Origin of the sequence: Cryobacterium cryoconiti (genome assembly GCF_004403065.1) — a bacterium.
GTDB lineage: Bacteria > Actinomycetota > Actinomycetes > Actinomycetales > Microbacteriaceae > Cryobacterium > Cryobacterium cryoconiti.
The window spans coordinates 44955-71650 of the sequence record NZ_SOHA01000017.1 but is presented as its reverse complement, the minus strand read 5'-3'; the positions used below and the strand labels follow the sequence as shown (position 1 = coordinate 71650).

Genomic DNA, 26696 nt, shown 5'->3' with positions numbered 1-26696 from the left:
GGGTGTCCATGCGGTCACGGTGGTTGATTCCGGTCGCAGTTGCGGCGGTCGTGCTGGTTTCGGCACCCCTCGTCTCGGCGCCCCCTGCCGCCTGGGCCGAAGACCCGGTCGAGTTCGGGGCGAGCCACATCCTCGACACCGTCGATGCCGTCAGCGGCCGCACGGATGAGATCACGTCGGCTCTCGACGCGCTGTACGCCGACACGGGCGCCGACCTCTTCGTGGCCTATGTCGACAGTTTCACCGGGGTCGCGGACCGGGAGCAGTGGGCAGACCAGACCGCCGACAGCAACGGCCTGGGCACCAACGACGTTCTGCTGGCCGTGGCCACGGAAGACCGCGAATACCAGCTGTCGGTGGCTCCCGGCTTCGCCCTGACGGATGCCCAACTCCAGGAGATCGAAACCGTCGCCATCGAGCCGGCCCTGCGCCAGAACGACTGGGCCGGCGCCGCCGTCGGCGCCGCCGCGGGTCTCTCCGCGGCCCTCCAGGGTGAATCGGTCACGACTGGCGAGATCACTCCCGGAGACGAGAGCCCCGGCAGCGGGGGCGGGGTGCTGATCGTGATCTTCATCGTCATCGCGGTTCTCGTGCTCCTGGCCGTGGGGGCGGTCATCCTGCTCGCCCGCCGCGGTCGAAGGAAGGCCCTGCCCGCCGGCGCCACCGCACCGACCGGGCTGCAGGCCCTGCCCACCCCCGAGCTCAAGCGGCGCGCCTCGAGCACGCTCGTGCAGACCGACGACGCCATCCGCTCGAGTGAGCAGGAACTCGGCTTCGCGATCGCGCAGTACGGCACGGAGGTCACGACCGCCTTCCAGGCTGCCCTCGACACGGCGAAGGCGCGCCTCAGCCAGGCGTTCACCCTGCAGCAGAAACTCGACGACGCCGAACCCGATTCCGAGGAGCAGGCCCGGGCCTGGTACGCGGCGATCATCGATCTGTGCAGTCAGGCCAACGGCATCCTCGACGACCAGGCCGACGACTTCGACGAGCTGCGCCAGCTGGAGAAGAACGCCCCCGTGGCGGCCGCCGCGATCACCGGCGAGGCCACCGCCGTGCGCAACCGGCTGGGTGCCGGCGAGGAGGTTCTGGCCGCGCTGGCAGCCCGCTACACCGACGCGGCGCTCGGCACGGTCGCCGACAACCCCGCCGAGGCGCGGGAGCGGCTCGCCTTCGCCGATACCGCCCTGGCCCGCGCCGCCACCCGGCTGGGTGCCGGCGACACGGCCGCCGCGGCCGTGGACATCCGTGCGGCGGAGGAATCGGTCGACCAGGCCAGGCTGCTGCTGGACGCCGTGGACCGGCTGGGGCAGGACCTCACGACGGCGACGCAGTCCGTGGCCGCCACGGTCGCGGAGTTGCAGGCGGACCTGGTGACCGCGCGCAGCCTGCCGCCCACGTCCGAGGCGGCCGCCGCGCTGCCCGGCGTGATCAGCCGCACCGAGCAGACCCTTGCCGAGGTGCGCGACCGGTCCGCAGCCGGCCGGATCAACCCGCTCGAACTGATGCAGGTGCTCGAGGCAACCAACACGCAGATGGATGCCGCGCTGCAGGGTGTGCGCGACGCCGAAGGGCGCCGGCAGCGCGCCCAGGCCCTGCTCAACCAGAATCTGCAGGCAGCGCGTGGCCAGGTCTCCGCCGCCGAGGACTACATCACCGCCCGCCGCGGCGCGGTCGGCGCGGAGGCGCGCACCCGGCTCGCCGAAGCCGGCCGCGCTCTCTCGGAGGCCGATTCGCTGGCCGCCACCGACCCGGATGCCGCCCTCGCCGCCTCGCAGCGGGCCAACTCCCTGGCCGCCGCCGCCATCTCCCGCGCCCGGAACGACGTCGACGGATTCGCCGGGCAGGTTCCGGGCGGCTTCGGCGGCACGGGCGGCAGTAGCGGCAGCGGAGTCATGGGCGCCATGATCGGCGGCATCCTGATCAACACGCTGCTCAGTGGCGGCGGAGGCGGCGGCGGTCGCCGCGGAGGCGGCGGAATGTTCGGCGGCGGCGGCGGCGGTCGCCGCGGAGGCGGAGGCGGCTTCGGCATACCCGGCGGATTCGGCGGATCCGGATCCCGCTCGCGTCGCGGCGGGGGCGGGCGGTTCTAGAACCCGGAGCCGCCGCATCCGTCGCCTCGCCACTCCCACCGAGGTCTTGACCAGCACAAACCGACACAATGGAGGCATCAGATGCTCCGGAACTCGAAAGGACACCGCACAATGACGAAACAGTCCATCTTTGGCCGTATCTCCCAGTTGGCGAAAGCGAACATCAACTCCCTTCTGGACTCCGCGGAAGACCCGAAGAAGATGCTCGACCAGATGGTGCGCGACTACACCAACAGCATCGCCGACGCGGAGAGCGCCATTGCCGAGACGATCGGCAACCTGCGCCTGCTCGAGGACGACTACCGCGAAGATGTGGAGGCCGCAACCGAATGGGGTGGCAAGGCCCTGTCTGCGAGCCGCAAAGCCGACCAGCTGCGCACCGCCGGCAACGCGGTCGACGCCGACCGTTTCGACAACCTCGCCAAGGTGGCCCTCGGCCGCCAGATGCAGTCCGAGAAGGAAGCGAAGCAGGCCGAGCCGCAGATCGCCTCGCAGACGGCCGTCGTGGCTCAGCTCAAGGACGGCCTCAACAAGATGAAGGAGAAGCTGAACCAGCTGGCCTCCAAGCGCAACGAGCTGATCGCGCGGTCGAAGACCGCCGAGGCCCAGACCAAGGTGATGGATGCCGTCAAGAGCATCGACATCATGGATCCGACCAGCGAGGTCAGCCGCTTCGAAGACAAGATCCGCCGCGAGGAGGCCCGCGTGCGGGGAGCCAGCGAACTGGCTGCCTCGAGCCTGGACGCCCAGTTCGAGAGCCTCGAAGACCTCGGCGAGCTCACCGAGGTCGATGCCCGCCTGGCCGCGCTCAAGTCCGGTGGAACCAGCTCCATCACGCAGTAGCCGTCGGCTCCGCTGCCAGCGCAATCGGGCGTCGACGGGAACATCCCGTCGACGCCCTTCGTTGACCTGGGTATGACAACTCTTGGAATCATCGGCGCCGGCAACATCGGCAGCCAGCTCGCACGACTCGGCGTGGCCAACGGATACGACGTGGTGCTGAGCAATTCGCGCGGCCCCGAAACACTCAGCACCCTGATCGGAGAACTCGGTCCGCGCGCCCGGGCGGCGACCCCCGCCGAGGCCGCGACGGCCGGCGATCTCGTGGTTGTGACCATCCCCCTGAACCAGATCCACACCCTGCCGACGGCCGAACTGGCCGGCAAGGTCGTCATCGACACGAACAACTACTACCCGGAGCGCGACGGAGACATCGCCGCCCTCGACACGGAGAGCACCACAACCGCCGAGTTGCTGCGCGACCGCCTGCCGGAGTCCACCATCGTGAAGGCGTTCAACCACATCTACGCCGCGGACCTCACCGAGCACGGCCTCCCGGCCGGATCGCCCAACCGGCGCGCCCTGGTCATCGCCAGCGATGACGCCCCCGCGGCCACCGCCGTGACGGCGCTGCTCGACAGTATCGGGTACGACACCGTCAACGTCGGGGCGCTCAGCGAGGGCTGGCGTATTCAGCGCGACACTCCCGGCTACGGTCCCCGTCTGAACGCGGCGGAACTCCAGGAAGCCACGACTGCGGCCGTCCGCTACCGCGACCAGTAGCGCCACCGGAGAAACCGGCCCCGGCCACCACAGAAATTCCGCACGCGGGGAGGCCCAGGGAGCATACTGAAGTATGGCTCCCACCTTCGTTGTCGTGCCGCAATGGCAGGGTTCGGTTTCTCCGCGCGCGATGCGCCTGATCGATGGGGCGGAGGCGATCCGAGGCGATCTTCCCTCGTCCGTCACCCGTGAAGTCCTCGTGCCGGCCGAGGCCGGCGACGCTCTGGACACCGGCATCGACCGCTTCTCCACCCTGGTCATGGTGCGCGAACGCCTCGCAACCGCCCTGCGCGGCGGGGACGGGCCCGTGCTCACGATCGGCGGCGACAACGGGGTCTCCCTGGCGGCCGTCGAGCACGCATCGCGGCAGCATCCGAACGATCTGGCCGTGGTCTGGTTGGACGCCCACGCCGCCCTGCACACCCCCGACTCGTCATCCTCGGGCGGCTTCAACGGCATGGTGCTGCGGGCGATCGCCGGCGAGGGCGCTGAGGGGCTGACCCTTGGGGCGGACGGGCGCGTGCCTCTGGAGCGGGTCGTGATCGGCGGTGTGCGCGACCTCGACCAGGCCGAGGACACCCTGATCCGGGATCGCGGGATCGTGAGCCTCCCGGCGGACCGGCTGGACTCCCCCGACGCACTTGTCGCCGCGCTGCGCGCGACCGGTGCGAGCACGTTCTACCTGCACATCGACCTGGACGTGCTGGACCCGTCGATGCTGACCGGTCTGGCCGACCTCTACCCGTTCGGGCTGAGCGTCGAGGCCCTGAACCGGTTGATCACCGCGCTGCGTGCCGAATTCGAAATGGCCGGCGCCACCATCGCCGGTTTCGCCCCGGCTTCACCGGACGCGGCCACTGACGATCTGCCGAGCATCCTGCGCATCATCGGCGCCCTCACCCGCTGAGTTCCGCGACACGAAAGTGCTGGTCGGGAGGCTGCCCCGCTCGGCCATAGCATGGGACCGACGCGCCAGCGTCACGAGGCCAAAGGAGGCATCCGTGAACGAGCAGCACTCTGTTTCCGATTCGTCGAGGATCATCACCGAGAGGCGCGGGCATGTGCTGCTGATCGGGTTCAACCGCCCGGAGAAGCGCAACGCGGCCGATCTGGCGCTGCTGCAGCAGCTGGCGCTTGCCTACGGTGAACTCGACCGTGACCCTGAGCTGCGCGTCGGCCTCGTCTACGCGGTCGGCGATCATTTCACGGCCGGCCTCGACCTGGCGGACATCGGCCCGCGTCTCGGCCCCGACGGCCTGGACATGGTTCCGGAAGGCGGCATCCATCCCTGGCAGGTGGAGGGACAGAGCGTGTCCAAGCCCGTCGTGATGGCCGTGCAGGGCACCTGCCTCACTCTCGGCATCGAGCTCATGCTGGCCAGCGACGTGTCCGTGGCGGCCGAATCCACCCGGTTCGGCCAGATCGAGGTGGCACGCGGCATCCTGCCGTTCGGCGGCGCAACCCTCCGATTCCCGCGCACGGCCGGCTGGGGCAACGCCATGCGGTGGATGCTCACCGGTGACATGTTCGACGCCCGCGAGGCCCATCGGATCGGGCTTGTCCAGGAGGTGGTGCCGGACGGCACCCAGTTCGACCGGGCGCTCGAACTGGCCGAACGGATCGCCGCCCAGGCCCCGCTGGCCGTGCAGGCGACGCTCGCCAGCGCCCGCACGGCCGTTCGGGAGGGTGCCGCGGCAGCGGAGGCCGGGCTGCAGCCTGCCCTGGCCCGCCTCGCCGTGACCGAAGACTCCCGCATCGGTATGGAAGCCTTCGTGAGTCGCCAGCCGGCGACGTTCGTCGGCCGTTGAGTCTGTATCCCCACCGCCAGCACTGATCCAAGGAGAAACGGATGCCCGCCGCCGCCAGCACCACCACGCCGAACCCTGCCGCGTTGAACGTCGACGTGATCGTGATCGGAGCCGGAGCCGTGGGTGAGAACGTCGCCGACCGCACGGCGCAGGCAGGACTGCGCACCGTGATCGTCGAGGCCGACCTGGTCGGCGGCGAGTGCTCGTACTGGGCCTGCATGCCCTCGAAGGCCCTGTTGCGGAGCGGCGCGGTTCTGGCGGCCGCCCGGCGGGTGGGAGGGGCAGCCGAGGCGCTCACCGGCGATCTGGACGTCGCCGCCGTGCTGCGCCGCCGCGACGCGTTCACGAGCAACTGGTCCGACGAGGGCCAGGTGCGCTGGCTGGAGAAGGCCGGGATCGACCTGGTGCGCGGCCACGCCCGTCTCAGCGGCGTACGGCAGGTCACCGTGACCGCCGCCGACGGCAGCAGGACCGTGCTGTCGGCTGAGCACGCGGTGGTTGTCAGCACCGGGTCGGCAGCACTGTTGCCCGATATTCCCGGCCTGGCGTCCGTGTCGCCGTGGACCAGCCGCGAGGCCACCAGCGCCCCGGGTATCCCCGACAGCCTCGCCGTCATCGGCGGCGGCGTGGTCGCGGCCGAGATGGCAACCGCCTACGCCGGGCTGGGCGCCGAGGTCACCATGATCGTGCGCAGCGGGTTGCTGGGCGGGCAGGAGCCGTTCGCCGGCGAACTCGTCACCGCGGCCCTGCGAGAGGCCGGCGTCACCGTGCTGACGGGGGTGTCGACCACCGGAGCGTCCCGTGGCGACGACGACGATGTGACCCTCACCCTCTCCAACGGAACCCGGGTCACCGCGACCGAGGTGCTGGTGGCGACCGGGCGGGTGCCACGCACCACGGACCTCGGGCTCGAGACCGTGGGTCTCACCCCGGGCGATTGGCTCGAGGTCGACGACACCCTGCTCGTGCGGGGTACTGCGCCGGAACTGGCCGGGGACTGGCTGTACGCCACCGGCGACGTGAACCACCGGGCGCTTCTCACGCATCAGGGCAAGTACCAGGCCCGTGCGGCCGGAGATGTGATTGCGGCCCGGGCCGCGGGCACGCCCGTCGGCGACAAGCCGTGGGGTACCCACGTCGCCACGGCGGATCATGCCGCCGTTCCGCAGGTCACCTTCACCGACCCCGAAGTCGCGTCGGTGGGGCTGACGCAGGCTGCTGCCGAGAAGGCAGGGTTCCGCATTCGGGTGCTGGACTACAACCTGGGCTGGGTGGCTGGGGCATCCGTTCACGCTGACGGCTACACCGGGTCGGCGCGGGCGATCGTGGACCTCGACCGGGAGGTTCTGCTCGGTGTCACCTTCGTGGGGCCGGATGTCGCGGAGCTGCTGCACTCGGCAACCATCGCCGTGGTCGGCGAGGTGCCGATCCGCCGGTTGTGGCATGCGGTGCCGAGCTACCCCACCCTGAGCGAGGTGTGGCTGCGCCTGCTCGAGGAATACGGTCGCCCCTCCTGACGGCGGCCGAGCCCGACGAGACCCGGCGACCCACCCTCCAGAGGCTCCCACGACGGTGGTCGAGCCTGTCGAGACCCGGCAACCCACCCGCCCAAGGTTTCCCTCCCCGGTGGTCGAGCCTGTCGAGACCCGGCAACCCACCCGCCAGAGGCTCCCCCGACGGTGGTCGAGCCTGTCGAGACCCGGCAACCCACCCGCCAGAGGCTCCCACGACGGTGGTCGAGCCTGTCGAGACCCGGCAACCCACCCTCCAGAGGCTCCCGCGACGGTGGTCGAGCCTGTCGAGACCCGGGGCCACGACTACAGAGTGGCCCGTTTGCTCGGCAGTGCGATCAGGGTCTGCTCCGGGTCGACGTCCACGGGTGGTTTGAGCCAATAGTCATTGCCAGTGCGGATGATGCTCCAGTGCTGGTTGTGAAGGAGCAGGTGGTGCGGGTGGCAGAGGAGTATTCCGTCGGCAAGGTCGGTGTACCCGTTGTCTTTCAACCATTCGTTGATGTGATGGGCTTCTGTCCACGCGGGTGATCGATCGCAATCGACCCACCGGCAGCCCCCATCGCGGACCCCCATCGCGGCGCGCTGCGCTTCGGTGAAGAGGCGTTCGTCACGTCCGACGTTGATGATCTGGCCGGTGTCGTCGATCTGGATGTCGCGGGTTCCGGTGTCGCAGAGCAGCCGGTCGATGGTCTCCTGCGAGATCGGCACGGCGTTGCCCTCGATCTGACCATGGGCGGCGCCTTCGCGAGCGGCGGCGCCCGGCTGGCCCGGCTTCACGGCCTTCTCGGTGACGATCACCCGCACCGAAGGGCGGCGGCCGCCGAAGACGCGTCCCTGGTCGGCCTCCCCGGCGATCTTCAGCAACTGCACGAGGGCGTCAGCGGCGATCTGCTCGGTGCTGCGGGGGTCGTCCTGCACCCGTTTCGCCCAGGCGGCCTTGTCCTTGTCGACGAAACGCACCCCGCCACGGCGAGGGCTGGTCACGGAGTCAAACACGGAAAGGACGAACTCGCCGTCTTCGGGGGCGAAGAGGCCGTGCAGGCGCACCTTGCCGTTGCCGAGCCGGTAGACCCGCAGGAATCGGTCGTCGTGGGCCTGCTTCTCCCGGGCGGCAATACCCGCCTCGTCGAGCTGGTCACGGAAGCGGCGGGCGAGTTTGAAGACCTGATCTGCGTTCAGTGACGCGGCCTCAACGAGGAGCGACTCGAGGGCGGTGCCGAGTTTCTCCGCAGTGACCGCGGCGTCGATCTGCCCCAGACCGGAACGGATCGACTCGGCCGCATCGACCGAGAGAGCGCCGGCGGTGACGGCCCGGGCGATCGGCGCCTGCCAGGGCACCTTCGCCTCGAAAGCGGCGACGTGACCGGGATCCGCGTCGGGCGACTCCAGGGCCGCCTCGACCAGTTTCTCCGCCGCCTCGGCGTCGGCCATCATCGTGCCGACGGCGACGAGCTTGAACGCGTCGTTCTTGGTCGACCCGGTCACGGTCTGGATCAGCGCCTCGGGCGAGAGAAAGCCCTGCTGGGCGGCGAGACCGGAGTGGCCAAGCTCGGGCCGGGAGCGATGGGCAATGGTTGCCGCCATCCACGCCGAGCGGGTATCCAAGAGGCGCCGGGCGGCCGCGATCTGCTTCTGACCGGCCAGCACTTCGGCGTCGGCGAGGGCCTCGTAGTCGGCGCAGGACGAGCCCAGGCGGGCGACGGCATCCGTTGCCGTTCTGAGGTCGTCTGCGGTGGTGGTCATGGTTCGAGGATAGCAGAGTTAGTACGCGTAGTCGAGAGTTTGTCACGTATTTACGTATGATAATCGAAGTTGTGTACTAAGCAGTTACGGGTTGTCTCGCCGGGTCTCGACAGGCTCGACCACCGGGAGCGGGACGGCTCGCCGGGTCTCGACNCTCGCCGGGTCTCGACAGGCTCGACCACCGGGAGCGGGACGGCTCGCCGGGTCTCGACAGGCTCGACCACCGGGAGCGGGACGGCTCGCCGGGTCTCGACAGGCTCGACCACCGGGGGTGGAATCGAAGGCAGGACGGGACGCCACGGCGGCGATCATGCGAAACTCAGCTTTCTGTCGTGGGCGCCACCTACGCTGGAGGAGTGCGCCGCATCCTCTTCGATTCCCCCATCAGCCGGGCGGGCTATCTCTACGCCACGACGGTCGGTCTGATCTGGGGATCCATCTGGAGCACGGGCAAGGTCGAGCGCCGGGCCGGGCTCGTCGTCTTCCGCGGGATGCCCACCTGGGCTTTCGGTCGCGGTGGATCCTGCGTGGGTGGTTGCTACCTGACCAACCAGAATGTGTCGATGGCCATCCTCGAGCATGAGGCTGTGCACAAACGCCAGTGGCAGCGCTTCGGCATGGTTTTTCCGCTGCTCTACCTGATGGCCGGCCGCAATCCGCTGCGCAACCGCTTCGAGATCGAAGCCGGCCTGGAAAAAGGCGGCTATGTCAAGTAACAGCGTGCCGAGCAACAGCTCTGCCCAGTGACCCAGGGGGACAAAAAATGACCGAACGCACCATCGTGATCACGGGTGCCAGCGACGGGATCGGCGCCGCCGCCGCGCGGGCCCTCAGCCGGTCGGGCGACCGTGTCGTACTGGTCGGCCGCTCGCCGTCCAAGACGGCCGCGGCTGCAGAGGCGCTGGGCGCCGACTTCCTCGTTGCCGACTTCGCCGACCTCGACCAGGTGCGCACCCTTGCGGCCGAACTGCAGGAACGCTACCCGCGCATCGACGTGCTCGCCAACAATGCGGGCGGCATCATGGGCGACCGCGCGACCACCGTGGACGGCCACGAGAAGACTTTCCAGGTCAACCACCTCGCCCCGTTCCTGCTCACCACCCTGCTCATGGATCGACTCGTCGCCAGCCGCGCCCGCGTGATCAACACGTCCTCCGCCGCCAATCTGCTCTTCGGCAAGATCGACCCGGACGACCTGCAGGCCGAGACGAAGTACTCCGCGAACAAGGCCTACGGCGACGCCAAGCTCGCGAACATCCTCTTCACCAGGGAGCTCCACCACCGCTACCACGACCAGGGAATCGACACGGCGGCCTTCCACCCGGGCGTGGTGGCAACCAGCTTCTCCACCGGATCGACGACCCTCATGCGCCTGATCTACCAGACTCCCCTGAAGCGGCTGCTTCTCGGCCCCGAGCAGGGTGCCGACACCCTGGTCTGGCTGGCGACCGCGAAGCCGGGCACCGATTGGGTGTCCGGCGAGTACTACGAGAAGCGTCGCATCCAGAAGGCCAACAAGCAGGCCTACGATCCCCAGCTGGCGGCCGCCCTCTGGGACCAGAGTTCGGCGCTCGTCGCCGGGCACTCCGCCCCTCTTCCCTCCTAGCCGAGGCGCGCCCGAGCGCGAGCGCGTCCGCGCCTAGTTGGGCTCGGACTTCCCGTCGCGCCAGTACCCCATGAAGGCAACCTGGCGGCGGTCGACGCCCGACTCCGTGACCAGGAAGCGTCGCAGGCGCTTGATCACCCCAGCCTCACCGGCCAGCCAGGCGTAGAGCCCGTCGGTCGGGCATTCCTCCGGGACTTCCCAGAGGATGCCGCCCTCCGGCCCGGACGCGGCGTCGTCCGCGCGGGACTCCCCCGGGGCCGTCTGCACCGCCCGCGGAGCAGACGGCTGCGAGGCCTGCTGCGTGGCCCGGCAGTCGCTCACCCAGTCGCGCACCGCCGGCTCGAGGAGCGCACCGCGCGCACCGGAGCGGGCCAGCCACGTCACGCTCACGCCAGCCGGGGCATCCGTACCCAGCTTGTCGTCGGCGCAGGGCACCTCGATGAACACCGCTCCACGCGCATCGCGGGGCAGTGCGGAGAGAATGGCGCAGATCGCAGGGGCAGCGGTTTCGTCGCCCGCGAGCAGCAGCGTGCGTGCCGTGCCGGGCTGCCACTCGATGCCGACGCGCGGGTTCTCACCGTCGGCATCCGGGCCGACGATAGCGACCCGGTCGCCCACGGTTGCCGCGGCCAACCAGCGCGCGGCGGGGCCGCCGGCCTGAGAGGCTTCATCGTCTTCGACACCGACCCCCTCGCCGGACCCGTGCACGTGCACGTGCACGTGGTTCACGAAGTCCACGTCGACCTCCCGCAGGTGCGGGCGTGCCTGGCTCACCGTGTAGGTGCGCAGCGGGTTGCGGTGCTCGTCGGGCAGCAGACGCCAGCGGTCGTACCAGGAGTGATCGTCCGGGAAATGCGTCAGCCCGGAATCGGCCAGAGGCAGCACAAGCTTGATGCGCTGGTCCAGCCCCGCCGTACCGAACCGGTGCAGCTCGGGGCCCGTGAACGTGACCCGGGTGAACGAGGTGGACACCCGGAGCACCTTCGCGACCTCGACCGCGAACGGACGGTAGCTCGCGCGGGAGCGGGTGGCGGGGGGCGCATCCGTCGAGGTAAGCATGCCCTAAGTATGGCAGGCCTTACCTAACCGAATCCAGCGGGAACCGGTCGCCCGGCATCGCACTGGCGAGGATGATGGGAACGGGACGTATCGCCGTCCCGAGTGAACCATCGAGTGGAGGATCACCATGAGTTACGCACACACCGTCACGGTCAACGTCTCGTTCGAGGAAGCGGTGCGAATGACCCGGGAGGCCCTGCTCGACCAGGGCTTCGGGGTCTTGACCGAGATCAACCTGCAGTCCACCTTCGGGGCCAAGCTCGGCCCGGAGGCCGCGGACGCGGTCGGCGACTACCTGATTCTCGGCGCCTGCAACCCGGCATTGGCCCAGCGGGCCGTGATGGCCGACCCGGGAATCGGCGCCCTGCTGCCGTGCAACGTGGTGGTGCGGCGCCACGCCGAGTCCGGCGAGACCACCGTGGAGGCCCTCGATCCGGCCATCATGGCGCAGCTCAGTAGCAAGCCGGAGATCAAGCAGGTCGCCATCGAAGCGGATGCCCGGCTGCACGCGGCCCTCGCCGCCGTGCTCGCCGGCGCCGCGCAGTAACGCCCGAACGAATTCGACCCACGCCCGTTCCGCGCCCCTGCTCATCGATGGGGAGCACCGACACGAAACGCCCGGCCTCGAGGAGGCCGGGCGTTTCAGGTCAAACGGATGCTGCTACTCGACCGGGTAACCGGAAGCGGCCTCGGCGAGCATGTCGGCCTCGGCCCAGGTCGCGAGGTTCGCGCGCAGCTTCAGGCCGAGATCGGCGTCGACGCTGGTCCAGTACGCGATGGCGCGCTCGGTCACCTCGGGGCGCTGCACCCCGCTGATGGCGCCGGTGATGGTGTCGAGGAAGCGCGCCTTGGCGGCGTCGTCGTAGACCTCGCGGTACAGCGTTCCGGCCTGGCCGAAGTCGCTGTCCTCGCTGCGCAGCCGTGCAGCGGCGCGGAGCAGCTCGCCGTCGTTCTCCCAGCCGCCTTCGGCAGCGAGCAGCGGGTCGGCAACGGGGCCGCCCAGCGAGTTCGGAGCGTAGTTCGGAGCGGTCGGCGGGTTGTAGTGGTGACGCGCCGCGCCGTCCTGCGAGTAGTTGTTGACCGGCGACTTCGGAGCGTTGACCGGCAGCTCGGCGAAGTTGGTGCCGACACGGTAGCGCTGGGCGTCCGGGTAGGAGAAGATGCGCGCCATCAGCATCTTGTCGGGGCTGGCGGCGATGCCGGGCACGAAGTTCGCCGGGGAGAACGCCGCCTGCTCGATCTCCGCGAAGAAGTTCTGCGGATTGCGGTTCAGCGTGTGCGTGCCCACCTTGACCAGGGGGTAGTCCGCGTGCGGCCACACCTTGGTGAGGTCGAACGGGTTGAAGCGGTAGGTCTTGGCGTCTTCGTACGGCATGATCTGCACCGAAACGTCCCAGGACGGGAAGTCGCCGGCCTCGATCGCGTCGTGCAGGTCGCGACGGTAGTAGTCGGCGTCGGCGCCCGCGATGAGCTCGGCTTCCGAACCCTCCATCTCGATGTTGCCCTGGTTGGAGGTGAAGTGGTACTTGACCCAGAAGCGCTCGCCGGCGGCGTTGATCCACTGGTAGGTGTGCGAACCGAAGCCGGGCATCTCACGCCAGGAGCGCGGCAGGCCGCGGTCGCCCATCAGGTAGGTCACCTGGTGCGCGGACTCCGGGGAGAGGGTCCAGAAGTCCCACTGCATGGTCGCGTCCCGCAGGCCGGAGCCCGGCAGGCGCTTCTGCGAGTGGATGAAGTCGGGGAACTTGATGCCGTCGCGGATGAAGAACACCGGAGTGTTGTTGCCCACGATGTCGTAGTTGCCCTCGGACGTGTAGAACTTGACCGAGAAACCGCGCACGTCGCGCCAGGTGTCGGGGCTGCCCTGCTCGCCGGCGACGCTGGAGAAGCGCTGCAGCGTCTCGGTGGTCGTTCCGGGCTGGAACACGGCGGCCCGGGTGTACGCGGAGACATCCCCGGTCACCTGGAAGACACCGTGCGCTCCGCCACCCTTGGCGTGCACGATGCGCTCCGGGATGCGCTCACGGTTGAACTGGGCGAGCTTCTCGACCAGGTAGCGGTCGTGCAGGGCAGCGACTCCATCGCTGCCGACGGTGAGGGAGTGCTCGTCGCTGGCGACGGGCGTTCCCGTCTGCGTGGTGGTGGGCTTGATAGTCATCGTGCTCCTTTGTTCGACAGCGGTGCAGGTATGGAGAGTGTGGACGGTGCGGCGGCCGTGGCCGCCTGGCAGTCGGGGCAGAGGCCCCAGTAGGTGACCTCGGCGGTGTGAACGGCAAATCCGGAGTCGTGCGCGGGCGTCAGGCAGGGTGCCTCGCCCACAGCGCAGTCAACGTCACGCACAGCGCTGCAGCGAGTGCAGACGATGTGGTGGTGGTTGTCGCCGACCCGGCGTTCGAAGAGGGCCGGGGAACCGGCCGGCTCGATCTTGCGGGCGATCCCCGCGCCGGCGAAAGCCGCGAGCACACCGTAGACGGCCTGCAACGAGGTGCCCGGCAGCTCGGCGCGCACGGCGACGAACAGGCGTTCCGCGGTCGAGTGCGGGGCCTGATCGAGAACCCGCAGAACCGCCAGACGGGGCGCCGTGACCTTGAGCCCGGACGCACGGATGCTGTCGGCAAGCGCGCTGGACGGCTCAGCCACCTTCACGCGCTCCGCATTCGTCATGCCCCCACGCTAACAGTTGTCTTGAGTCAATCAAAACACGACACGCGCGGACCGGGATGGTGGATCAGCCGGGCAGGCCCAACGCTGACTGGTAGACGCCGACAACCCGGTCCAGGAACGCCTCGATCACGAGTCGATCGTCGTCGCTGAGTTCGTCGGTGACTGCGGCCACTCCCCCGATCACCGGATGAAGCTCATGAAAGGCACGGGCAATCGATTCCGGAGCAGGGACGACGACGACTTTGCGCCGGTCAGACACGTGCGGATTGCGCTGCGCGTGACCGAGGGCCACCAGACGGTCCACCACCAGCGTCGTCGCCGCGGTGGAGATATCCAGCCGGCGGGCGAGCTCCCCGGGGGTCAGCGAACCCTCCTGGATCAGATGCTCCATGGCGGACAGGTCGGTGGAGTTGACGTCGAGCGCATTGCCGACCTGACGCTCGAAGGCCCGGGAGAGATGCACGATCTCGTGGAGCTGGAAGCCGATTCGGGCCGACTCGGGCAGGTCGGAATCGAGTGCCGGACCGCGCTCCGGCGCGCCGATCGACCCGGTCTCGGAGCCGGGAGCGGACTTGCGACGCTCTTCCATAAGGACATACTATGTCAGATATCGCTAGGACGCCTAGCAATTAAGCTTCTTGGAGGAAAACGTGCTCGCGATTCAGCGGTTCATCACCGGTCGTCGAACGGCCTGGATCGTTCTGGTCGGCACGATCATCGCCGTCGGCCTGCTGTTCTCCCTTCTCCCCTCGGACGATTCCGAGGAGTTTCCCACCTCCGGGTTGCCCACCACCAGCCAGGCCGCGCAGGTCGACGCCCTCCTCGCCGACTTCCCGTCCGCCGAGCAGACGTCCGCCATCGTGGTCTGGACCCGGGACGGCACCGGGCTGACGCCGGCAGACAAGACCGCCATCGGCCAGAGCGCTGCCGCCCTGGCCGACCAGTCGATCGCACCGCAGGCCACCATGCCGCGGTTCAGTGACGACGGCCAGGCCGCCATCAGCATCGTTCCACTGGATGCCGACGAGGCCAACGCCGACATCGGACAGACGGCCACCGACATTCGTGCCGCCGCGTCCGACGGTCTCCCGAAGGGCCTGGATGCCTATGTCACCGGCGCCGTCGGCTTCCAGTCCGACATCACGAACGCCTTCGCCGGCGCCGATGTGCGGCTCCTGCTGATCACCGTGATCGTCGTCGCCGTGCTCCTGATCGTCACCTACCGCAGCCCCGTCCTGTGGATCGTCCCGCTCGTCGTCGTCGGCATCGCGGACGGCCTCTCCGCAGTCGTGGTGGGCGCTCTCGCCGAACCGTTCGGCATCACCCTCGACCCCTCCGTCGCCGGCATCCAGTCGGTGCTGGTCTTCGGCGCGGGAACGAACTACGCCCTGCTGCTCGTGGCCCGCTACCGCGAGGAGTTGCTCCGCACCGAGAACCGCAACGACGCCATGCTGGCCGCGGTACGCGGCGCCGGCCCGGCCATCGCCGCCAGTGGCGGCACGGTCGCGCTCAGCCTGCTCACCCTGCTGTTCGCCGAGCTGTCGGGCAACCGCGCGCTCGGTTTCGCCTGCGCCATCGGCGTGGTCATCGCCATCATCTTCGCTCTGGTCGTGCTGCCGGCCGCCCTCGTGGTCTGCGGCCGCGGCCTGTTCTGGCCGTTCATCCCCCGTTTCGTGCCCGGTGCCGGCGCGGAGCTGCGCCCCGGTTTCTGGTCCCGTCTCGGCCGCGGAGTGCAGCGCCGTCCGGTCGTGGTCATCGCGGCATCCGTCGCCGGCATCGCCGCCCTCAGCCTGGGCCTGATCGGCGCCTCGGTGGGTCTGTCGCAGGCCGACCAACTGCTCGGCAAACCCGAGTCGGTGCAGGCGCAGGCCATCGTGGAGGAGTCCTTCTCGGCCGGCCTCACCAGCCAGACCATCGTGCTGGTTCCGGATGCGGCGGCGGCCGAGGCCACCACGCTCGCCACCGAGACGCCCGGCATCGAGTCCGTCCAGCCCGGTGAGAGCGCGAACGGGCTCACCCGGCTGAACCTGTCCCTTTCCAGCGAGCCCGGAAGTGATGAGACCTTCGCCGTCATCGACACCCTGCGCGGCACCTACGCCGACGCGTCGGGTGACGTGTCCGAGGCGCTGGTCGGCGGCAGCGACGCCACGGCGTTCGACAACAAGACGAGCGCCCAGGCCGACCAGGCCCTGATCATCCCCATGATCCTGGCGATCGTCTTCGCCATCCTGGCCCTGCTGCTGCGGTCCCTGGTCGCGCCGGTACTGCTGATCGTCAGCGTGTTGGCGACCTTCTTCGCCAGCCTCGGCGCCTCCAACTGGATCTTCCAGAATCTGATGGGGTTCCCCGCCTTCAACACCAACGTGGTGCTCTTCGCGTTCCTCTTCCTCGTGGCACTCGGTGTGGACTACAACATCTTTCTCACCACCCGGGCCCGGGAGGAGAGCATCCGGTTCGGCACCAAGGAGGGCATGGTGCGCGCCCTGTCGTCGACGGGCGCCGTCATCACGAGCGCCGGCATCCTGATCGCGGCGGTCTTCGCCGTGCTGGGCGTGCTTCCCGTCGTGGCCCTGACCCAGATCGGCGTCATCGTCTGCATCGGCGTTCTGCTCGACACGCTGGTCGTGCGCACCCTCGTGGTACCCGCGCTGGTGTTCCTCACCGGAGACCGGTTCTGGTGGCCGTCAAGTCCGGCCGCGAAGGCCCCGCGGGCATAGCGAATTCGACGGAGATTCTGCTCTGAACCGGGCGTTCGGGCTCAGAAACGGGTGTTTGACCGAAAATCTCCGTCGAATTGGTTCGACGCCAGGCTCGGCGGGCCGGGCTCGGGCGGCGTGCGGTGCTGCCAGCGCAGCCTCCGCTCGAGCTGGGCGCCGAGTGCCAGCAGCGTGGCCTCGCCGCCCGGCCGCCCGATCAGCTGCACGCCCATCGGCAGCCCGTCCGCGGTTTCGGCCACGGGCAGCACGAGGGCGGGCAACCCGCTCACGTTGACCATGGAGGTGAACGGGGTGTACTGCACCTGCTGGGCGAAGTTGCGCTCCCCGTCGCCGGCGTCGTACCAGCCCAGCGGGCGGGGCGTGAGCGCGAGGGCCGGAGTGAGCACGGCGTCGAAGCGGGACAGCTGCCGGATGAAGGAGCGCTCGTAGGCCGACAGCGCGGTGAGCGCTTGGGCAAGGTCCCGGGCGGACAGCTCCCGGCCCCGGCGCATCAGCCAGCGGGTGAGCGGCTCGAGCAGATCCTCCTGCTCCGGGGTGTCGGCGGGGATCCCCGCCGCGCCGGCCTGCCAGATGGTTCGGAAGGCCGGAGCATACGTGTCGTCGGGCTCCAGCGCCGTCTCCTCCAGGCCATGGCCCAGGGCCGCGAACCCGTCGACGGCCACCGCGAGGGCGGCCAGGGCCTCCGGCGCGATCTCGATCGGGTAGGAACTGTCCCAGGCGGAGGTGGTCATCACCCCGAGCTGGAAGCGACCCTCTCCGCGCACGGCGGCGGCCAGCAGGGGCGCGTCGTCGCCGGGGGCGCGCAGGGTGAACAGGTGTTGCGGATGCCCGCCCCGGGGCGCGATCATCGCGTCCAGCAGCAGGGCGGCATCCGTCACCGTCCGCGCCAGCGGACCGGCCACACTGAGACCACCGAGCGCGTCGATCCCCGACGCGGAAGGCACCCGGCCACGGGACGGCTTCACTCCGACGAGGCCGCAGGCCGCCGCCGGGATCCGTACCGAGCCGCCGCCGTCGGATCCCGGCGCGAACGGAAGCAGCCGGGCCGCGACAGCGACGGCGGCCCCACCGCTCGATCCTCCGGCACCCCGGGAACGGTCCCACGGGTTGCGGGCCGGCGGCCCGGCCAGGGTCTCGGTGTACGACGGCAACCCGAACTCGGGAGTGCTGGTCTTGCCCAGGCTCACGCCGCCGGCGTCGTCGAGCGCACGCACGAGGTCGTCGGACTCGGCCGGGACGAAACCCCGCATGAGCCGCGACCCGAAGCGGGCCGGTACGCCGGCCCGGCGCTGCAGGTCCTTGTCGGCAAAGGGAAGCCCCCACAGCGGTCTGGTGCGCGGCACGTGCTCCTCGACGAAGCGGGCACGCTCCCTGGCGGCCTCCGGGGTCACTGTCACGAAGGCACCCAAACCCGGATCGAGCGCCTCGATCCGGTCGAGGTAGTGGTCGGTCAGCTCGGTCGGGCTGAGCTCGCCGCGCTGCAACGCCTGCCATTGTTCGAGTGCGGTCAGTTCGTGTGGGGCGGCCATCCCCCGAGCCTAGTCAGCCAGGCGGGGCGGCGAGGAGACGGTCAGGGGTGCGACAGCCCGGTCAACAACGCCTGGAACGACCGTGGCGACGCACGGAGAACGGATGCCGCCGCCCACGCGCCGGCCCACGGCAGCACCTGGGCGACGTTGACGATCTCGTACTGAACAAGCGACCCCGTCTCGTCCTCGGGCAGCACCTGGTACTCGCCGCGGTACCACCAGCCGCGCCGGAGCACGAGTATCCGTCGGCCGCGGTCGGTGTGCACGCTGCCGCCCCCGGATGCTCCGGCGGCCATGGCGGCCACGAGCCGGTTGAACACCGCATCGGGGCCGGCCTCGAGGTGGCCCGCGAAGGAGCGCAGCACGGTGTGGCGCTCGGGCAGGGTGGGAAGAACATCCGTCATCCCTTGATTTTACGCGCCAGACGCCCAGTAGCCTGAATCCATGCCCCACGCCGTCTTCACTCCGATCGGAACCACGGCCCTCGTCACGGGAGCCTCGAGCGGCCTGGGAGCCGGCTACGCGCACGAACTGGCCCGGCGTGGGGCCGACCTCGTGCTCACCGCTCGCCGCGGGGAACGTCTGGCGGACCTCGCCGCGGACCTGGCCGCCACGTACGGCACCGTGTGCACGGTCATCCCGCTCGATCTGGCCTGCCCCGGCGCCGTCGGCGAGCTGGTCTCCGACCTGGGCACACGCCGGATCACCGTCGGCACCCTCGTCAACAACGCCGGTTTCGGCACCTACGGCACCGTGCTGGATTCCGACCCGGAACGCGAAGCAGAGCAGGTGGCGCTGAATGTGCAGGCGCTGACCGCGCTCACGCACGCGCTGCTGCCCGGACTCATCCACACCGCCCAGACGACCCCGGGCAGCGCGGCCCTGGTCAACCTCGCCAGCACGGCCTCGTTCCAGCCGGTGCCGCAGATGGCCGTCTACGCGGCCACGAAGGCCTACGTGCGCAGCTACACCGAGGCACTCTGGTACGAGACCCGGGCCACGGGGCTCAAAGTGACCGCCATCTGCCCGGGACCGGTGAGCACGGAGTTCTTCGCCGTCGCCGGGCGCACCACCTCCTCGTTTCGCGGCATGCTCACGGTCGACGACGTGATGCGCACCAGCTTCGCCGCACTCGACCGGGCGTCCACCCCGCCGCACGCGGTCAGCGGCCGGCGCAACGCCCTGCTCGCCGGACTCTGCGCCCGGCTCCCCCACCGGCTGGTCATCACGGCCACCGGTCGCCTGAACCGCCCGGCCGGCTGACCTGCGCGCGCCTCCCAAGCGCGCGTCGAACCGACGAAAAAGGGGGGTGCGGATGCCCGCACACCCCTCAGACCTGTCGGTTCACCGCCGGGACGGCTACTTGAGGCTCTTCTGCATGAGCACGGTGCCGAGCCAGCGGTCGAACTTGAAGCCGACCTTGCCCATCCGGCCGATCTCCTCGAAGCCGAAGTCACGGTGCAGCTTGATCGAGGCGTCGGCACCCTGGTCGGCGACGACCGCGATGATCTCCTTCAGCCCGGCCGTTTTGGAGCGCTCGATCAGCTCGCCGAGCAGCATCCGGCCCAGGCCCTTGCCCGTGGACGCCGCGCCGAGGTAGATCGAGTTCTCGACCGTGAACCGGTAGGCGCGTTTCTGCTTCCAGGGACTGACCAGGGCGTAGCCGAGTAGCTGGCCGGCCGGGGAGACCGCCACGATGAACGGCATCCCGAGCTTGCCGAGGTAGTAGAACTTGCTGCGCCATTCGGCCAGCGTCATCGGGTCGACGTCGAAGGTGACGGTGCTGTTGGCGACGTAGTAGTTGTAGATCTCCCGGATATAGGGCAGATCGGTGATTTGAGCCTCACGCATGGTGAACCCGAACGGCGCCTCGTGCACGGGCGTCGGTCGCAGATGCCGGGGCAATTGCCGGCGCGGCTGGTATTCCTCTTCAAGCACAGCTAACTCCTCCAGAGAAGTCCAGATTACCCGAGGGACCAGTCCACCGGCGTCGCCCCGGCGCGGCCGAGGAACTCGTTGGCCCGGCTGAACGGCTTCGACCCGAAGAATCCGCGCTTGGCCGAGAGCGGGCTCGGGTGCGCGGATTCGATCACCGGGGTGTCGCCGAGCAGCGGCCGCAGCGTGCCGGCATCCTTGCCCCACAGGATCGCCACCAGTGGCCGGTCGCGGGCGACGAGGGCCCGGATGGCCTGCTCGGTGACGGCTTCCCACCCGCGGCGCCGGTGCGAGCCGGCCAGTCCGGCCTGCACCGTGAGCACGCGGTTCAGCAGCAGCACGCCCTGGTTCGACCACGAGCTGAGGTCGCCGTCGGTGGCCGTGACGCCCACATCGTCACGCAGTTCCCGGCAGATGTTGGCGAGGCTCCGCGGAAGGGGGCGCACGTGGGCCTCGGCCGCGAAGGCCAGGCCGATCGGATGCCCCGGAGTCGGATACGGGTCCTGGCCGACGATGAGCACGCGCACCGCGTCGAACGGCTGGGCGAAGGCACGGAACACGTTCTGCGGCTCGGGCAGCCAGACCCGGCCGCTCCGGGTCTCGGTGCCGAGGAACTCCCCCATCGCGTCGATCTGCGGCCCGACGGGCGCGAGCGCCGCAGCCCAGCCCGCGTCGACGGCTCCACTGCGGGTCAGATCCTCGGCGGTGAAGGGCATGCCGGCGTCAGGCGCCGAAGGTGCTCACAAGCACCCCGCCGTCGGCCTGGCTGACCCGCCAGACACTGCCGGCCCCGACGACGCCGAGGGCACCCTCGCCGACGACCAGCGCGGTGTTCTCGTCGATGGCGAGTCCGCCGTCGATCAGGCCGGCCTCGGTGGCCGCGACCAGCCGGGACAGTGTGCCCCACTGGGCTGCATGCACCTCCACCGTGACGTCGAGCAATCCGATGCCGGGTTCGATGGTGATCTCGTCGAGGCCCTCGGCGGCGTTCCGGCCGCTGACCTCGACCCCGCCCATCCGCCAGCCGCCGATCAGGGCACGCTCGGCGGCGATCATCGCGCCGGCCGAGAAACCGAGATACGGGATGCCGGCCGCCACCTGGCGCCGGATCTCGCCGGCCACCGGGGCCACCGCGGCGAGGTAGGCAGGGGTGACTCCGCCGCCGATCAGGATGCCGTCGACTTCCGCGAGAGCCGTCAGGGCGAACTCGTCGCCCGGGGCGACGACGGTGATCCGGGCTTCGAACTCGCCGGCCGCAGACACCGCGGCGACCAGGTTGTCGGCGTGTTCGGCGCCGTCCCCGTCGCGCACGACCAGGATCGCGAGGAGCGGGTCGGTGCGACCGAGTGCGGCTCCGCGCGCCGCGGCCTCGGTCAGGAAGGCGCCGTAGACGGCCGCGTCGGTCTGGGCGTTCCAGCCGCCGCCGACCAGGTGCACGCTCACAGTGCGGCGCCCGCGGCGCGCTCGACGCGCTCGACGACCAGGGGCAGGCTGGCGGCCAGCAGGCTGGCGGCAGGCAGAGAGTCGGCGGGCAGGCTCGCCCCCGCGAGGCTCTCGACCACGGGCGGCAGCGACGACCAGGGGAACACGATCCAGGCATCCGTTTCGCACCACGTGAAATCGGGCACCAGCACCGTGCGGGGCTTGGTGTAGAGGGTGGCGGTGCGCACCTCGCAGGCGGTCTCGCGCAGCAGCGCGACGACCATCGCGAGGGTGTGCCCGGAGTCGGAGACGTCGTCCACGAGCAGCACGCGCATGCCGGTCAGCGACGGAGCGTCGAGCATCGGTCCGGACAGGATCGGCTCGGGAAGACGCTCGTCGACGCCGGTGTAGAACTGCACGTTGATGCTGCCGCAATTCTTGGTGCCGAGCGCGTACGACATCGCCCCGGCGAGCAGCAGTCCGCCGCGGGCGATGGCGATCACGACATCCGGCCGGAAACCGCTCGCCAGCACAGCCGAGGAGAGCTGGCGGGACGCGTCCGCGAACACATCCCAGCCCAGCACTTCCCGCTCAATACCGGTCACATCACTTGCAGCGTCGTCCGCGTCGAATCCCATTTCCCAATGGTAGGTCACGGCGCGGCCGCCGCCGCCGCCGGGTCAGGCGAGGTGCCGCTCGTCGTGGCCGTCGTACAGTGAGAGCGGCCGGATCAGTGCGTTCGACGCCGTCTGCTCGATGATGTGCGCCGTCCACCCGGTCAACCGGGCCGCGACGAAGATCGGCGTGAACGTGAGGGTGTCGAATCCCATCAGGTTGTACGCCGGCCCCGACGGATAGTCCAGGTTCGGCAGGATGCCGGTGCGCGTCGTCATCCCCGCCTCGAGGGATTCGTAGAGCTCCATCAGGTCGGGCCGGTCGTAGTGCTCGACCAGGGTGACCAGCGCGGTGCGCATGGTCGGCACCCGCGAGTCCCCGTGCTTGTACACCCGGTGGCCGAAGCCCATCACCTTGCGCTTGGCGGCGAGGGTCTCGTTCAGCCAGGTCTCGGCGCGTTCCCCGGCGCCCAGCCCGAGCCCGATCTCGTCGAAGATGTGCATCACGGCCTCGTTCGCGCCGCCGTGCAGGGCACCCTTGAGGGCGCCGATCGCGCCGGTGACCGCGGAGTGCAGGTCGGACCGGGTCGAGGTGATCACCCGGGCGGTGAACGTGGACGCGTTGAAGGAGTGCTCCGCGTACATGATCATCGACACGTCGAACGCGTTCACGACCACCAGCTCGGGCACCTCGCCGAACGTCATGAAGAGGAAGTTGGCCGAGTAGCCGAGGTCGCTGCGCGGTTCGATCGGCTCGAGGCCGTGGCGGCGGCGCTGGTCGTAGGCGACGATCGACGGCATCTGCGCCCACAGCCGCAGGCCCTTGGCGCGGTTGGCCTCCGGCGACGAATCGGCCGCGTCGGGGTCGTTCGCCCCGATCAGGCTGACCGCCGTGCGCACGACGTCCATCGGGTGCGCCGTCATCGGCAGCTCGTCGATGACGCGCTTCACGGCGGGCGTGAGGTGCCGGAGCGAGCGCTCCTGCTCCTCGAACTCGCCCAGCTCGGCGTCGGTCGGCAACTCGCCGTGCCAGAGCAGGTAGGCCACCTCCTCGAAGCTTTTCTGCGCCGCCAATTCCTGCACCGGGTAGCCGCGGTACAGCAGCGAGTTCGTTTCGGGGTTGACCTTGGACACCTGGGTGCGGTCGACCACGACACCGGCCAGGCCCTTGTAGACGGTCGGTTCGTTCTGACTCATGTCGCTCCCTTGCGTTGAGACTGGATCTGCGGGCGGAACCGGGCTGCTACGAAGCAACATCCGGATTGAGGGTGAAGTTGAAGACGCCGGAATCGAAGTGGCTGTACGACTCGTAGTCGAGCAGCTCGTAGAGCTTCGCCCGGTGCTGCATCTCGGGCAGCAGGCTGGTCAGCGACCCCTCCGCCTCGATGGTGTCGAGGCCGCGTTCGGCGGCCCCCATCGCGAGGCGGAGCAGGGACACCGGGAAGATGACGATGTTCATGCCGACATCCGCCAACTGAGCGGTCGTGTAGAGCTCGCCCTTGCCGAACTCGGTCATATTCGCCAGCACCGGCACGTCCACGGCAGCGCGGATCGCCGCGAACTCGGCCAGCGACGCCATGGCCTCGGGGAAGATCGCGTCGGCGCCGGCGTCGACGAGCATCTTCGCCCGGTCGACGGCGGCGGCCAGGCCGTCGACGGCACGGATGTCCGTGCGCGCCATGACCAGGAAGTTCGGGTCCCGCCGGGCATCCACCGCCGCGCGGATGCGCTTGGCTGCCGTGGACTCGTCGACGACCTGCTTGCCGTCAAGGTGCCCGCAGCGTTTCGGATTGACCTGATCCTCGATGTGCATCCCGGCGAGCCCGGCATCCTCGAGGGACTGGATGGTGCGCGCCACGTTCATCGGCTCGCCGAAGCCGGTGTCGGCGTCCACGATGGTCGGCAGGTCGCTCATCCGGGCGATCTGCTGGCTGCGGCCGGCGACCTCGGTGAGGGTGGTCAGGCCGATGTCGGGCAGGCCGAGGTCGGCGGAGAGTACCGCTCCCGACACGTACACACCCTCGAATCCCTTGGCCGCGATCAGGCGGGCCGAGAGCGGGTTGAACGCGCCGGGGAAGCGCAGCAGCCGGCCGCTGGCCAGGTCCGCGCGGAACGCGGCCCGTTTGTCGGCCGGAGTGACGTTCGAGTACAGCATCAGAAGATTCCGTTCGGGGTGGGGAGCGCGGCGAGCAGGCCGTTGTGGGCCACGATGGTGAGCTGGCCGAGCTCCCCGGCACCGAGCCGCGGCAGGCGTTCGGCCGCGCTGAGGAACCGTACGATCTCGCCCTCCTCCACGACGTCCTGCGCGAGGGTGCGGAACTTGTTCACGTATTCGGCCCGGCCGAACGGCTTGGCGCCGAGCGGGTGGGCGTCGGCCACGGCGATCTCGTCGACGATCCGGCTCCCGTCGGTCAGCTCGATCTCGACGCGACCGCCGAAGGCCTTCTCGGCCGGGTCGAGCGAGTGGTACCGGCGGGTCCACTCCGGATCTTCCGTGGTGGTCACCGTGTTCCAGAGGGCGATCGTGTCGGCCCGGCCGGCGCGTTCGGGCCGGTAGGAATCCACATGGTGCCAGCTGCCGTCCTGCAGGGCGACCGTGAAGATATAGGGGATCGAGTGGTCGAGGGTCTCCCGGCTCGCCCGGGGGTCGTACTTCTGCGGGTCGTTCGCTCCCGACCCGATCACGTAGTGGGTGTGGTGGCTGGTGTGGATGACGACGGATGCGACGTTGGCCGGGTCGACCAGCTGCGGGTGCTCGCGGTGGAGCTTCCGGGCCAGGTCGATCCACGCCTGCGCCTGGTACTCCGCCGAGTGTTCCTTGGTGTAGCTGTCGAGGATGGCGCGCTTCGCCTCGCCGTTGGAGGGCAACGACACCTCGTAGGCGGCATCCGGGCCGTCGAGCAGCCAGGCGATCACGCCATCTTCGCCCTCGTAGATCGGGGTGGGGCTGGTCTCGCCGCGCATCGCCCGGTCGACCGCTTCCACCGCCATCTTGCCGGCGAAGGCCGGGGCGTGCGCCTTCCAGCTGGAGATCTCGCCCTTCCGCGACTGCCGGGTGGCCGTGGTGGTGTGCAGGGCCTGGCCGACGGCCTGGAAGATGGTCTCGACATCGAGTCCGAGCAGGGTGCCGATGCCGGCGGCGGCCGACGGGCCGAGGTGGGCCACATGGTCGATCTTGTGCGCGTGCAGGCTGATCGCCTTGACCAGGTCGATCTGGATCTCGTAGCCCGTGGCGATGCCGCGCACCAGGTCGCGCCCGGTCAGGCCGCGCGCGGTGGCGAGGTGTTGGGCGACCGCGACGACGGGCGGGATGTTGTCGCCGGGATGGGAGTACTCGGCGGCCAGGAACGTGTCGTGGTAGTCGAGTTCGCGCACGGCCACGCCGTTGGCCCAGGCCGCCCATTCCGGAGACACCCGGCGGGAGCGCTGTTCACCGAACACCGTCGCGCCCACCCCGTTGAAGGAGCGCGGATGCGCCAGCGCCTGCGAGCGGGCCGCCACCACCGGCTGCCGGGTCAGCGACGCGGCAGCGACCGCGGCGTTGTCGATGACCCGGTTGATGATCATCTCGGTCACGTCGTCGTTCACCGCGACGGGGTCGGCGGCGCACTCGGCGATCTTCCAGGCGAGCTGGTCGGTGCGGGCGAGGTTCTCGGAGCTGCGGTGCACTCGAACGTGGTGAAGCTGCACGATGGGTCCTTTCGGTTAGTCGGCCGGAACGGCCGCGGACGCCTGGACCGCCGCGAGGACGCTCCGCAGGCTCTGGTTGAGGTGGACATGGGTGGCATGGGCGGCCAGGGACGAATCGCCGGCCGCGACGGCCTCGACGATGAGCAGGTGCTCGGCGGCGGCGGCCCGGAGCCGGGCCGGGTTGTCCCGGGCGAGGCGACGGATGCGGGCGAGGTGAGTGCGCACTCCGGCGAGCGCCCCGACGAGGAAGGGGTTCGCCACGGCGTCGTCGAGGGCCTGGTCGAACTCGTCGATCAGTTCGTAGTAGCGGTGTAGTCCGGCTTCGCCGTGCTGGAGCAGGTCGGGAGCGGCGAGGAACTGTGTGTGGAGGGCCTCGAAGACCGCCGGGTCACGGCGCTCCGCGGCGATGCGGGCGGCGTGTTCCTCCAGGGCGCGGCGCACCTCGTAGAGCTCACGGATGCTGTCCAGGCTCATCTCGGTCACCATGAAGCCCCGGCCGGGGCGCCCGGCCACCAGGCCGTCGGCGATCAGCCGCGCGATCGCTGCGCGCAGAGGGGTGCGCGACACTCCGATCCGGGCCGATTGTTCCACCTCGAGCAGCACCGTGCCGGGCGCCAGGAGGCCGTCGAGGATCTCGCCACGCAGCTGCCGGTAGGCGCGCTCACTCGCGCGAACCGGGGCCGTGCTCCCCGCCGTTGGGGTTTCTGTATACACAGATCACATGTTATTCCCTTTATGA

At 69.7% G+C, this 26696-nt stretch carries 26 protein-coding genes; 11 read left to right on the top strand and 15 right to left on the bottom strand.

The window, feature by feature from the left end; genetic code table 11:
- The first annotated feature begins 8 nt into the window (after positions 1 to 8).
- From E3T49_RS16730 to E3T49_RS06670, 6 genes are all read left to right on the top strand, one after another.
- The gene (locus E3T49_RS16730) at positions 9 to 2093 is read left to right on the top strand and encodes a TPM domain-containing protein (RefSeq protein WP_134424187.1); all 2085 of its coding nucleotides are present in this window, start codon (positions 9 to 11) and stop codon (positions 2091 to 2093) included.
- Positions 2094 to 2204: 111 nt separating this feature from the next.
- On the top strand, positions 2205 to 2936 hold the full coding sequence (locus tag E3T49_RS06690) for a PspA/IM30 family protein (RefSeq protein WP_134424186.1): 732 nt from the start codon (positions 2205 to 2207) through the stop codon (positions 2934 to 2936).
- Between the two features lie 66 nt (positions 2937 to 3002).
- Positions 3003 to 3656 carry an NADPH-dependent F420 reductase gene (locus E3T49_RS06685; RefSeq protein ID WP_338145418.1) on the top strand — a complete coding sequence of 218 codons (654 nt, stop codon included), beginning with the start codon at positions 3003 to 3005 and terminating at the stop codon, positions 3654 to 3656.
- A gap of 73 nt (positions 3657 to 3729) precedes the next feature.
- Positions 3730 to 4563, top strand: a complete 834-nt coding sequence (locus E3T49_RS06680) for an arginase family protein (RefSeq protein WP_134424184.1) — start codon at positions 3730 to 3732, stop codon at positions 4561 to 4563.
- A gap of 94 nt (positions 4564 to 4657) precedes the next feature.
- A complete protein-coding gene (locus tag E3T49_RS06675) occupies positions 4658 to 5464 on the top strand; it encodes a crotonase/enoyl-CoA hydratase family protein (RefSeq protein ID WP_241972688.1) in 807 nt (268 codons plus the stop codon).
- Between the two features lie 41 nt (positions 5465 to 5505).
- Complete coding sequence (locus E3T49_RS06670) at positions 5506 to 6981, top strand: dihydrolipoyl dehydrogenase family protein (protein WP_134424183.1); 1476 nt, start codon at positions 5506 to 5508, stop codon at positions 6979 to 6981.
- A gap of 300 nt (positions 6982 to 7281) precedes the next feature.
- Here E3T49_RS06670 and E3T49_RS06665 read toward each other — a convergent pair whose 3' ends face one another.
- Positions 7282 to 8721 (bottom strand): DUF222 domain-containing protein, encoded by a 1440-nt coding sequence (locus E3T49_RS06665; RefSeq protein WP_134424182.1) that lies wholly within the window; start codon positions 8719 to 8721, stop codon positions 7282 to 7284.
- A 332-nt stretch (positions 8722 to 9053) separates the two neighbouring features.
- On the opposite strand from E3T49_RS06665, the gene E3T49_RS06655 reads away from it, so the two are divergent.
- Entirely contained in the window at positions 9054 to 9437 is a 384-nt protein-coding gene (locus E3T49_RS06655; RefSeq protein WP_134424181.1) for a Fe-S oxidoreductase, read from the top strand.
- 47 nt (positions 9438 to 9484) lie between these two features.
- On the top strand, positions 9485 to 10327 hold the full coding sequence (locus E3T49_RS06650) for an SDR family NAD(P)-dependent oxidoreductase (protein WP_134424180.1): 843 nt from the start codon (positions 9485 to 9487) through the stop codon (positions 10325 to 10327).
- Positions 10328 to 10360: 33 nt separating this feature from the next.
- On the opposite strand, the gene E3T49_RS06645 is transcribed toward E3T49_RS06650, so the two are convergent.
- Positions 10361 to 11386 (bottom strand): siderophore-interacting protein, encoded by a 1026-nt coding sequence (locus tag E3T49_RS06645; protein WP_134424179.1) that lies wholly within the window; start codon positions 11384 to 11386, stop codon positions 10361 to 10363.
- A gap of 127 nt (positions 11387 to 11513) precedes the next feature.
- On the opposite strand from E3T49_RS06645, the gene E3T49_RS06640 reads away from it, so the two are divergent.
- On the top strand, positions 11514 to 11933 hold the full coding sequence (locus E3T49_RS06640; protein WP_134424178.1) for a DUF302 domain-containing protein: 420 nt from the start codon (positions 11514 to 11516) through the stop codon (positions 11931 to 11933).
- 114 nt (positions 11934 to 12047) lie between these two features.
- Here the strand turns inward: E3T49_RS06640 and E3T49_RS06635 are convergent, their stop codons facing one another.
- The 3 genes from E3T49_RS06635 to E3T49_RS06625 form a co-directional block, all read right to left on the bottom strand.
- The gene (locus tag E3T49_RS06635; protein WP_134424176.1) at positions 12048 to 13544 is read right to left on the bottom strand and encodes a catalase; all 1497 of its coding nucleotides are present in this window, start codon (positions 13542 to 13544) and stop codon (positions 12048 to 12050) included.
- Positions 13541 to 14050 (bottom strand): Fur family transcriptional regulator, encoded by a 510-nt coding sequence (locus E3T49_RS06630; protein WP_134424174.1) that lies wholly within the window; start codon positions 14048 to 14050, stop codon positions 13541 to 13543. The genes E3T49_RS06635 and E3T49_RS06630 overlap by 4 nt, the downstream gene beginning before the upstream one ends.
- A 64-nt stretch (positions 14051 to 14114) precedes the next feature.
- Positions 14115 to 14639 (bottom strand): MarR family winged helix-turn-helix transcriptional regulator, encoded by a 525-nt coding sequence (locus E3T49_RS06625; protein WP_241972687.1) that lies wholly within the window; start codon positions 14637 to 14639, stop codon positions 14115 to 14117.
- A 61-nt stretch (positions 14640 to 14700) separates the two neighbouring features.
- Between E3T49_RS06625 and E3T49_RS06620 the strand changes: the two genes are divergently transcribed.
- Entirely contained in the window at positions 14701 to 16767 is a 2067-nt protein-coding gene (locus E3T49_RS06620) for an MMPL family transporter (protein WP_134424173.1), read from the top strand.
- Positions 16768 to 16808: 41 nt separating this feature from the next.
- On the opposite strand, the gene E3T49_RS06615 is transcribed toward E3T49_RS06620, so the two are convergent.
- The gene (locus E3T49_RS06615) at positions 16809 to 18296 is read right to left on the bottom strand and encodes an amidase (protein ID WP_134424171.1); all 1488 of its coding nucleotides are present in this window, start codon (positions 18294 to 18296) and stop codon (positions 16809 to 16811) included.
- A gap of 41 nt (positions 18297 to 18337) precedes the next feature.
- Entirely contained in the window at positions 18338 to 18700 is a 363-nt protein-coding gene (locus E3T49_RS06610) for a hypothetical protein (protein WP_134424170.1), read from the bottom strand.
- A 40-nt stretch (positions 18701 to 18740) separates the two neighbouring features.
- On the opposite strand from E3T49_RS06610, the gene E3T49_RS06605 reads away from it, so the two are divergent.
- Positions 18741 to 19559 (top strand): SDR family NAD(P)-dependent oxidoreductase, encoded by an 819-nt coding sequence (locus E3T49_RS06605; protein ID WP_134424168.1) that lies wholly within the window; start codon positions 18741 to 18743, stop codon positions 19557 to 19559.
- A 96-nt stretch (positions 19560 to 19655) separates the two neighbouring features.
- On the opposite strand, the gene E3T49_RS06600 is transcribed toward E3T49_RS06605, so the two are convergent.
- From E3T49_RS06600 to E3T49_RS06565, 8 genes are read right to left on the bottom strand one after another with little or no spacing between them, the layout of a single operon-like run.
- The gene (locus E3T49_RS06600; protein WP_174722390.1) at positions 19656 to 20234 is read right to left on the bottom strand and encodes a GNAT family N-acetyltransferase; all 579 of its coding nucleotides are present in this window, start codon (positions 20232 to 20234) and stop codon (positions 19656 to 19658) included.
- A 26-nt stretch (positions 20235 to 20260) separates the two neighbouring features.
- On the bottom strand, positions 20261 to 20947 hold the full coding sequence (locus tag E3T49_RS06595; protein ID WP_134424166.1) for a uracil-DNA glycosylase: 687 nt from the start codon (positions 20945 to 20947) through the stop codon (positions 20261 to 20263).
- 7 nt (positions 20948 to 20954) lie between these two features.
- A complete protein-coding gene (locus E3T49_RS06590) occupies positions 20955 to 21674 on the bottom strand; it encodes a Type 1 glutamine amidotransferase-like domain-containing protein (protein ID WP_134424165.1) in 720 nt (239 codons plus the stop codon).
- Positions 21671 to 22291 (bottom strand): phosphoribosyltransferase, encoded by a 621-nt coding sequence (locus E3T49_RS06585; protein ID WP_134424164.1) that lies wholly within the window; start codon positions 22289 to 22291, stop codon positions 21671 to 21673. Before E3T49_RS06585 ends, E3T49_RS06590 begins: the two co-directional genes overlap by 4 nt.
- Before the next feature lie 42 nt (positions 22292 to 22333).
- Positions 22334 to 23464, bottom strand: coding sequence for a bifunctional 2-methylcitrate synthase/citrate synthase (locus E3T49_RS06580; RefSeq protein WP_134424163.1), 1131 nt, complete (start codon positions 23462 to 23464; stop codon positions 22334 to 22336).
- 46 nt (positions 23465 to 23510) lie between these two features.
- Positions 23511 to 24422, bottom strand: a complete 912-nt coding sequence (gene prpB / locus E3T49_RS06575; protein WP_134424162.1) for a methylisocitrate lyase — start codon at positions 24420 to 24422, stop codon at positions 23511 to 23513.
- On the bottom strand, positions 24422 to 25960 hold the full coding sequence (locus E3T49_RS06570; protein ID WP_134424160.1) for an MmgE/PrpD family protein: 1539 nt from the start codon (positions 25958 to 25960) through the stop codon (positions 24422 to 24424). The genes prpB and E3T49_RS06570 overlap by 1 nt, the downstream gene beginning before the upstream one ends.
- Positions 25961 to 25972: 12 nt before the next feature.
- Positions 25973 to 26671: a GntR family transcriptional regulator gene (locus E3T49_RS06565; protein ID WP_134424159.1), complete on the bottom strand. Its 699-nt coding sequence runs from the start codon at positions 26669 to 26671 to the stop codon at positions 25973 to 25975.
- Positions 26672 to 26696 lie beyond the last annotated feature (25 nt).

What these genes read in the sequence shown, in the direction of transcription:
- E3T49_RS16730 (WP_134424187.1), top strand. Translation starts at nt 9, where the DNA reads ATGCGGTCACGGTGGTTGATTCCGGTCGCAGTTGCGGCGGTCGTGCTG.
- E3T49_RS06690 (WP_134424186.1), top strand. Translation starts at nt 2,205, where the DNA reads ATGACGAAACAGTCCATCTTTGGCCGTATCTCCCAGTTGGCGAAAGCG.
- E3T49_RS06680 (WP_134424184.1), top strand. Translation starts at nt 3,730, where the DNA reads ATGGCTCCCACCTTCGTTGTCGTGCCGCAATGGCAGGGTTCGGTTTCT.
- E3T49_RS06670 (WP_134424183.1), top strand. Translation starts at nt 5,506, where the DNA reads ATGCCCGCCGCCGCCAGCACCACCACGCCGAACCCTGCCGCGTTGAAC.
- E3T49_RS06665 (WP_134424182.1), bottom strand. Translation starts at nt 8,721, where the DNA reads ATGACCACCACCGCAGACGACCTCAGAACGGCAACGGATGCCGTCGCC.
- E3T49_RS06650 (WP_134424180.1), top strand. Translation starts at nt 9,485, where the DNA reads ATGACCGAACGCACCATCGTGATCACGGGTGCCAGCGACGGGATCGGC.
- E3T49_RS06645 (WP_134424179.1), bottom strand. Translation starts at nt 11,386, where the DNA reads ATGCTTACCTCGACGGATGCGCCCCCCGCCACCCGCTCCCGCGCGAGC.
- E3T49_RS06640 (WP_134424178.1), top strand. Translation starts at nt 11,514, where the DNA reads ATGAGTTACGCACACACCGTCACGGTCAACGTCTCGTTCGAGGAAGCG.
- E3T49_RS06635 (WP_134424176.1), bottom strand. Translation starts at nt 13,544, where the DNA reads ATGACTATCAAGCCCACCACCACGCAGACGGGAACGCCCGTCGCCAGC.
- E3T49_RS06630 (WP_134424174.1), bottom strand. Translation starts at nt 14,050, where the DNA reads ATGACGAATGCGGAGCGCGTGAAGGTGGCTGAGCCGTCCAGCGCGCTT.
- E3T49_RS06625 (WP_241972687.1), bottom strand. Translation starts at nt 14,639, where the DNA reads ATGGAAGAGCGTCGCAAGTCCGCTCCCGGCTCCGAGACCGGGTCGATC.
- E3T49_RS06615 (WP_134424171.1), bottom strand. Translation starts at nt 18,296, where the DNA reads ATGGCCGCCCCACACGAACTGACCGCACTCGAACAATGGCAGGCGTTG.
- E3T49_RS06610 (WP_134424170.1), bottom strand. Translation starts at nt 18,700, where the DNA reads ATGACGGATGTTCTTCCCACCCTGCCCGAGCGCCACACCGTGCTGCGC.
- E3T49_RS06605 (WP_134424168.1), top strand. Translation starts at nt 18,741, where the DNA reads ATGCCCCACGCCGTCTTCACTCCGATCGGAACCACGGCCCTCGTCACG.
- E3T49_RS06595 (WP_134424166.1), bottom strand. Translation starts at nt 20,947, where the DNA reads ATGCCCTTCACCGCCGAGGATCTGACCCGCAGTGGAGCCGTCGACGCG.
- E3T49_RS06585 (WP_134424164.1), bottom strand. Translation starts at nt 22,291, where the DNA reads ATGGGATTCGACGCGGACGACGCTGCAAGTGATGTGACCGGTATTGAG.
- E3T49_RS06580 (WP_134424163.1), bottom strand. Translation starts at nt 23,464, where the DNA reads ATGAGTCAGAACGAACCGACCGTCTACAAGGGCCTGGCCGGTGTCGTG.
- prpB (WP_134424162.1), bottom strand. Translation starts at nt 24,422, where the DNA reads ATGCTGTACTCGAACGTCACTCCGGCCGACAAACGGGCCGCGTTCCGC.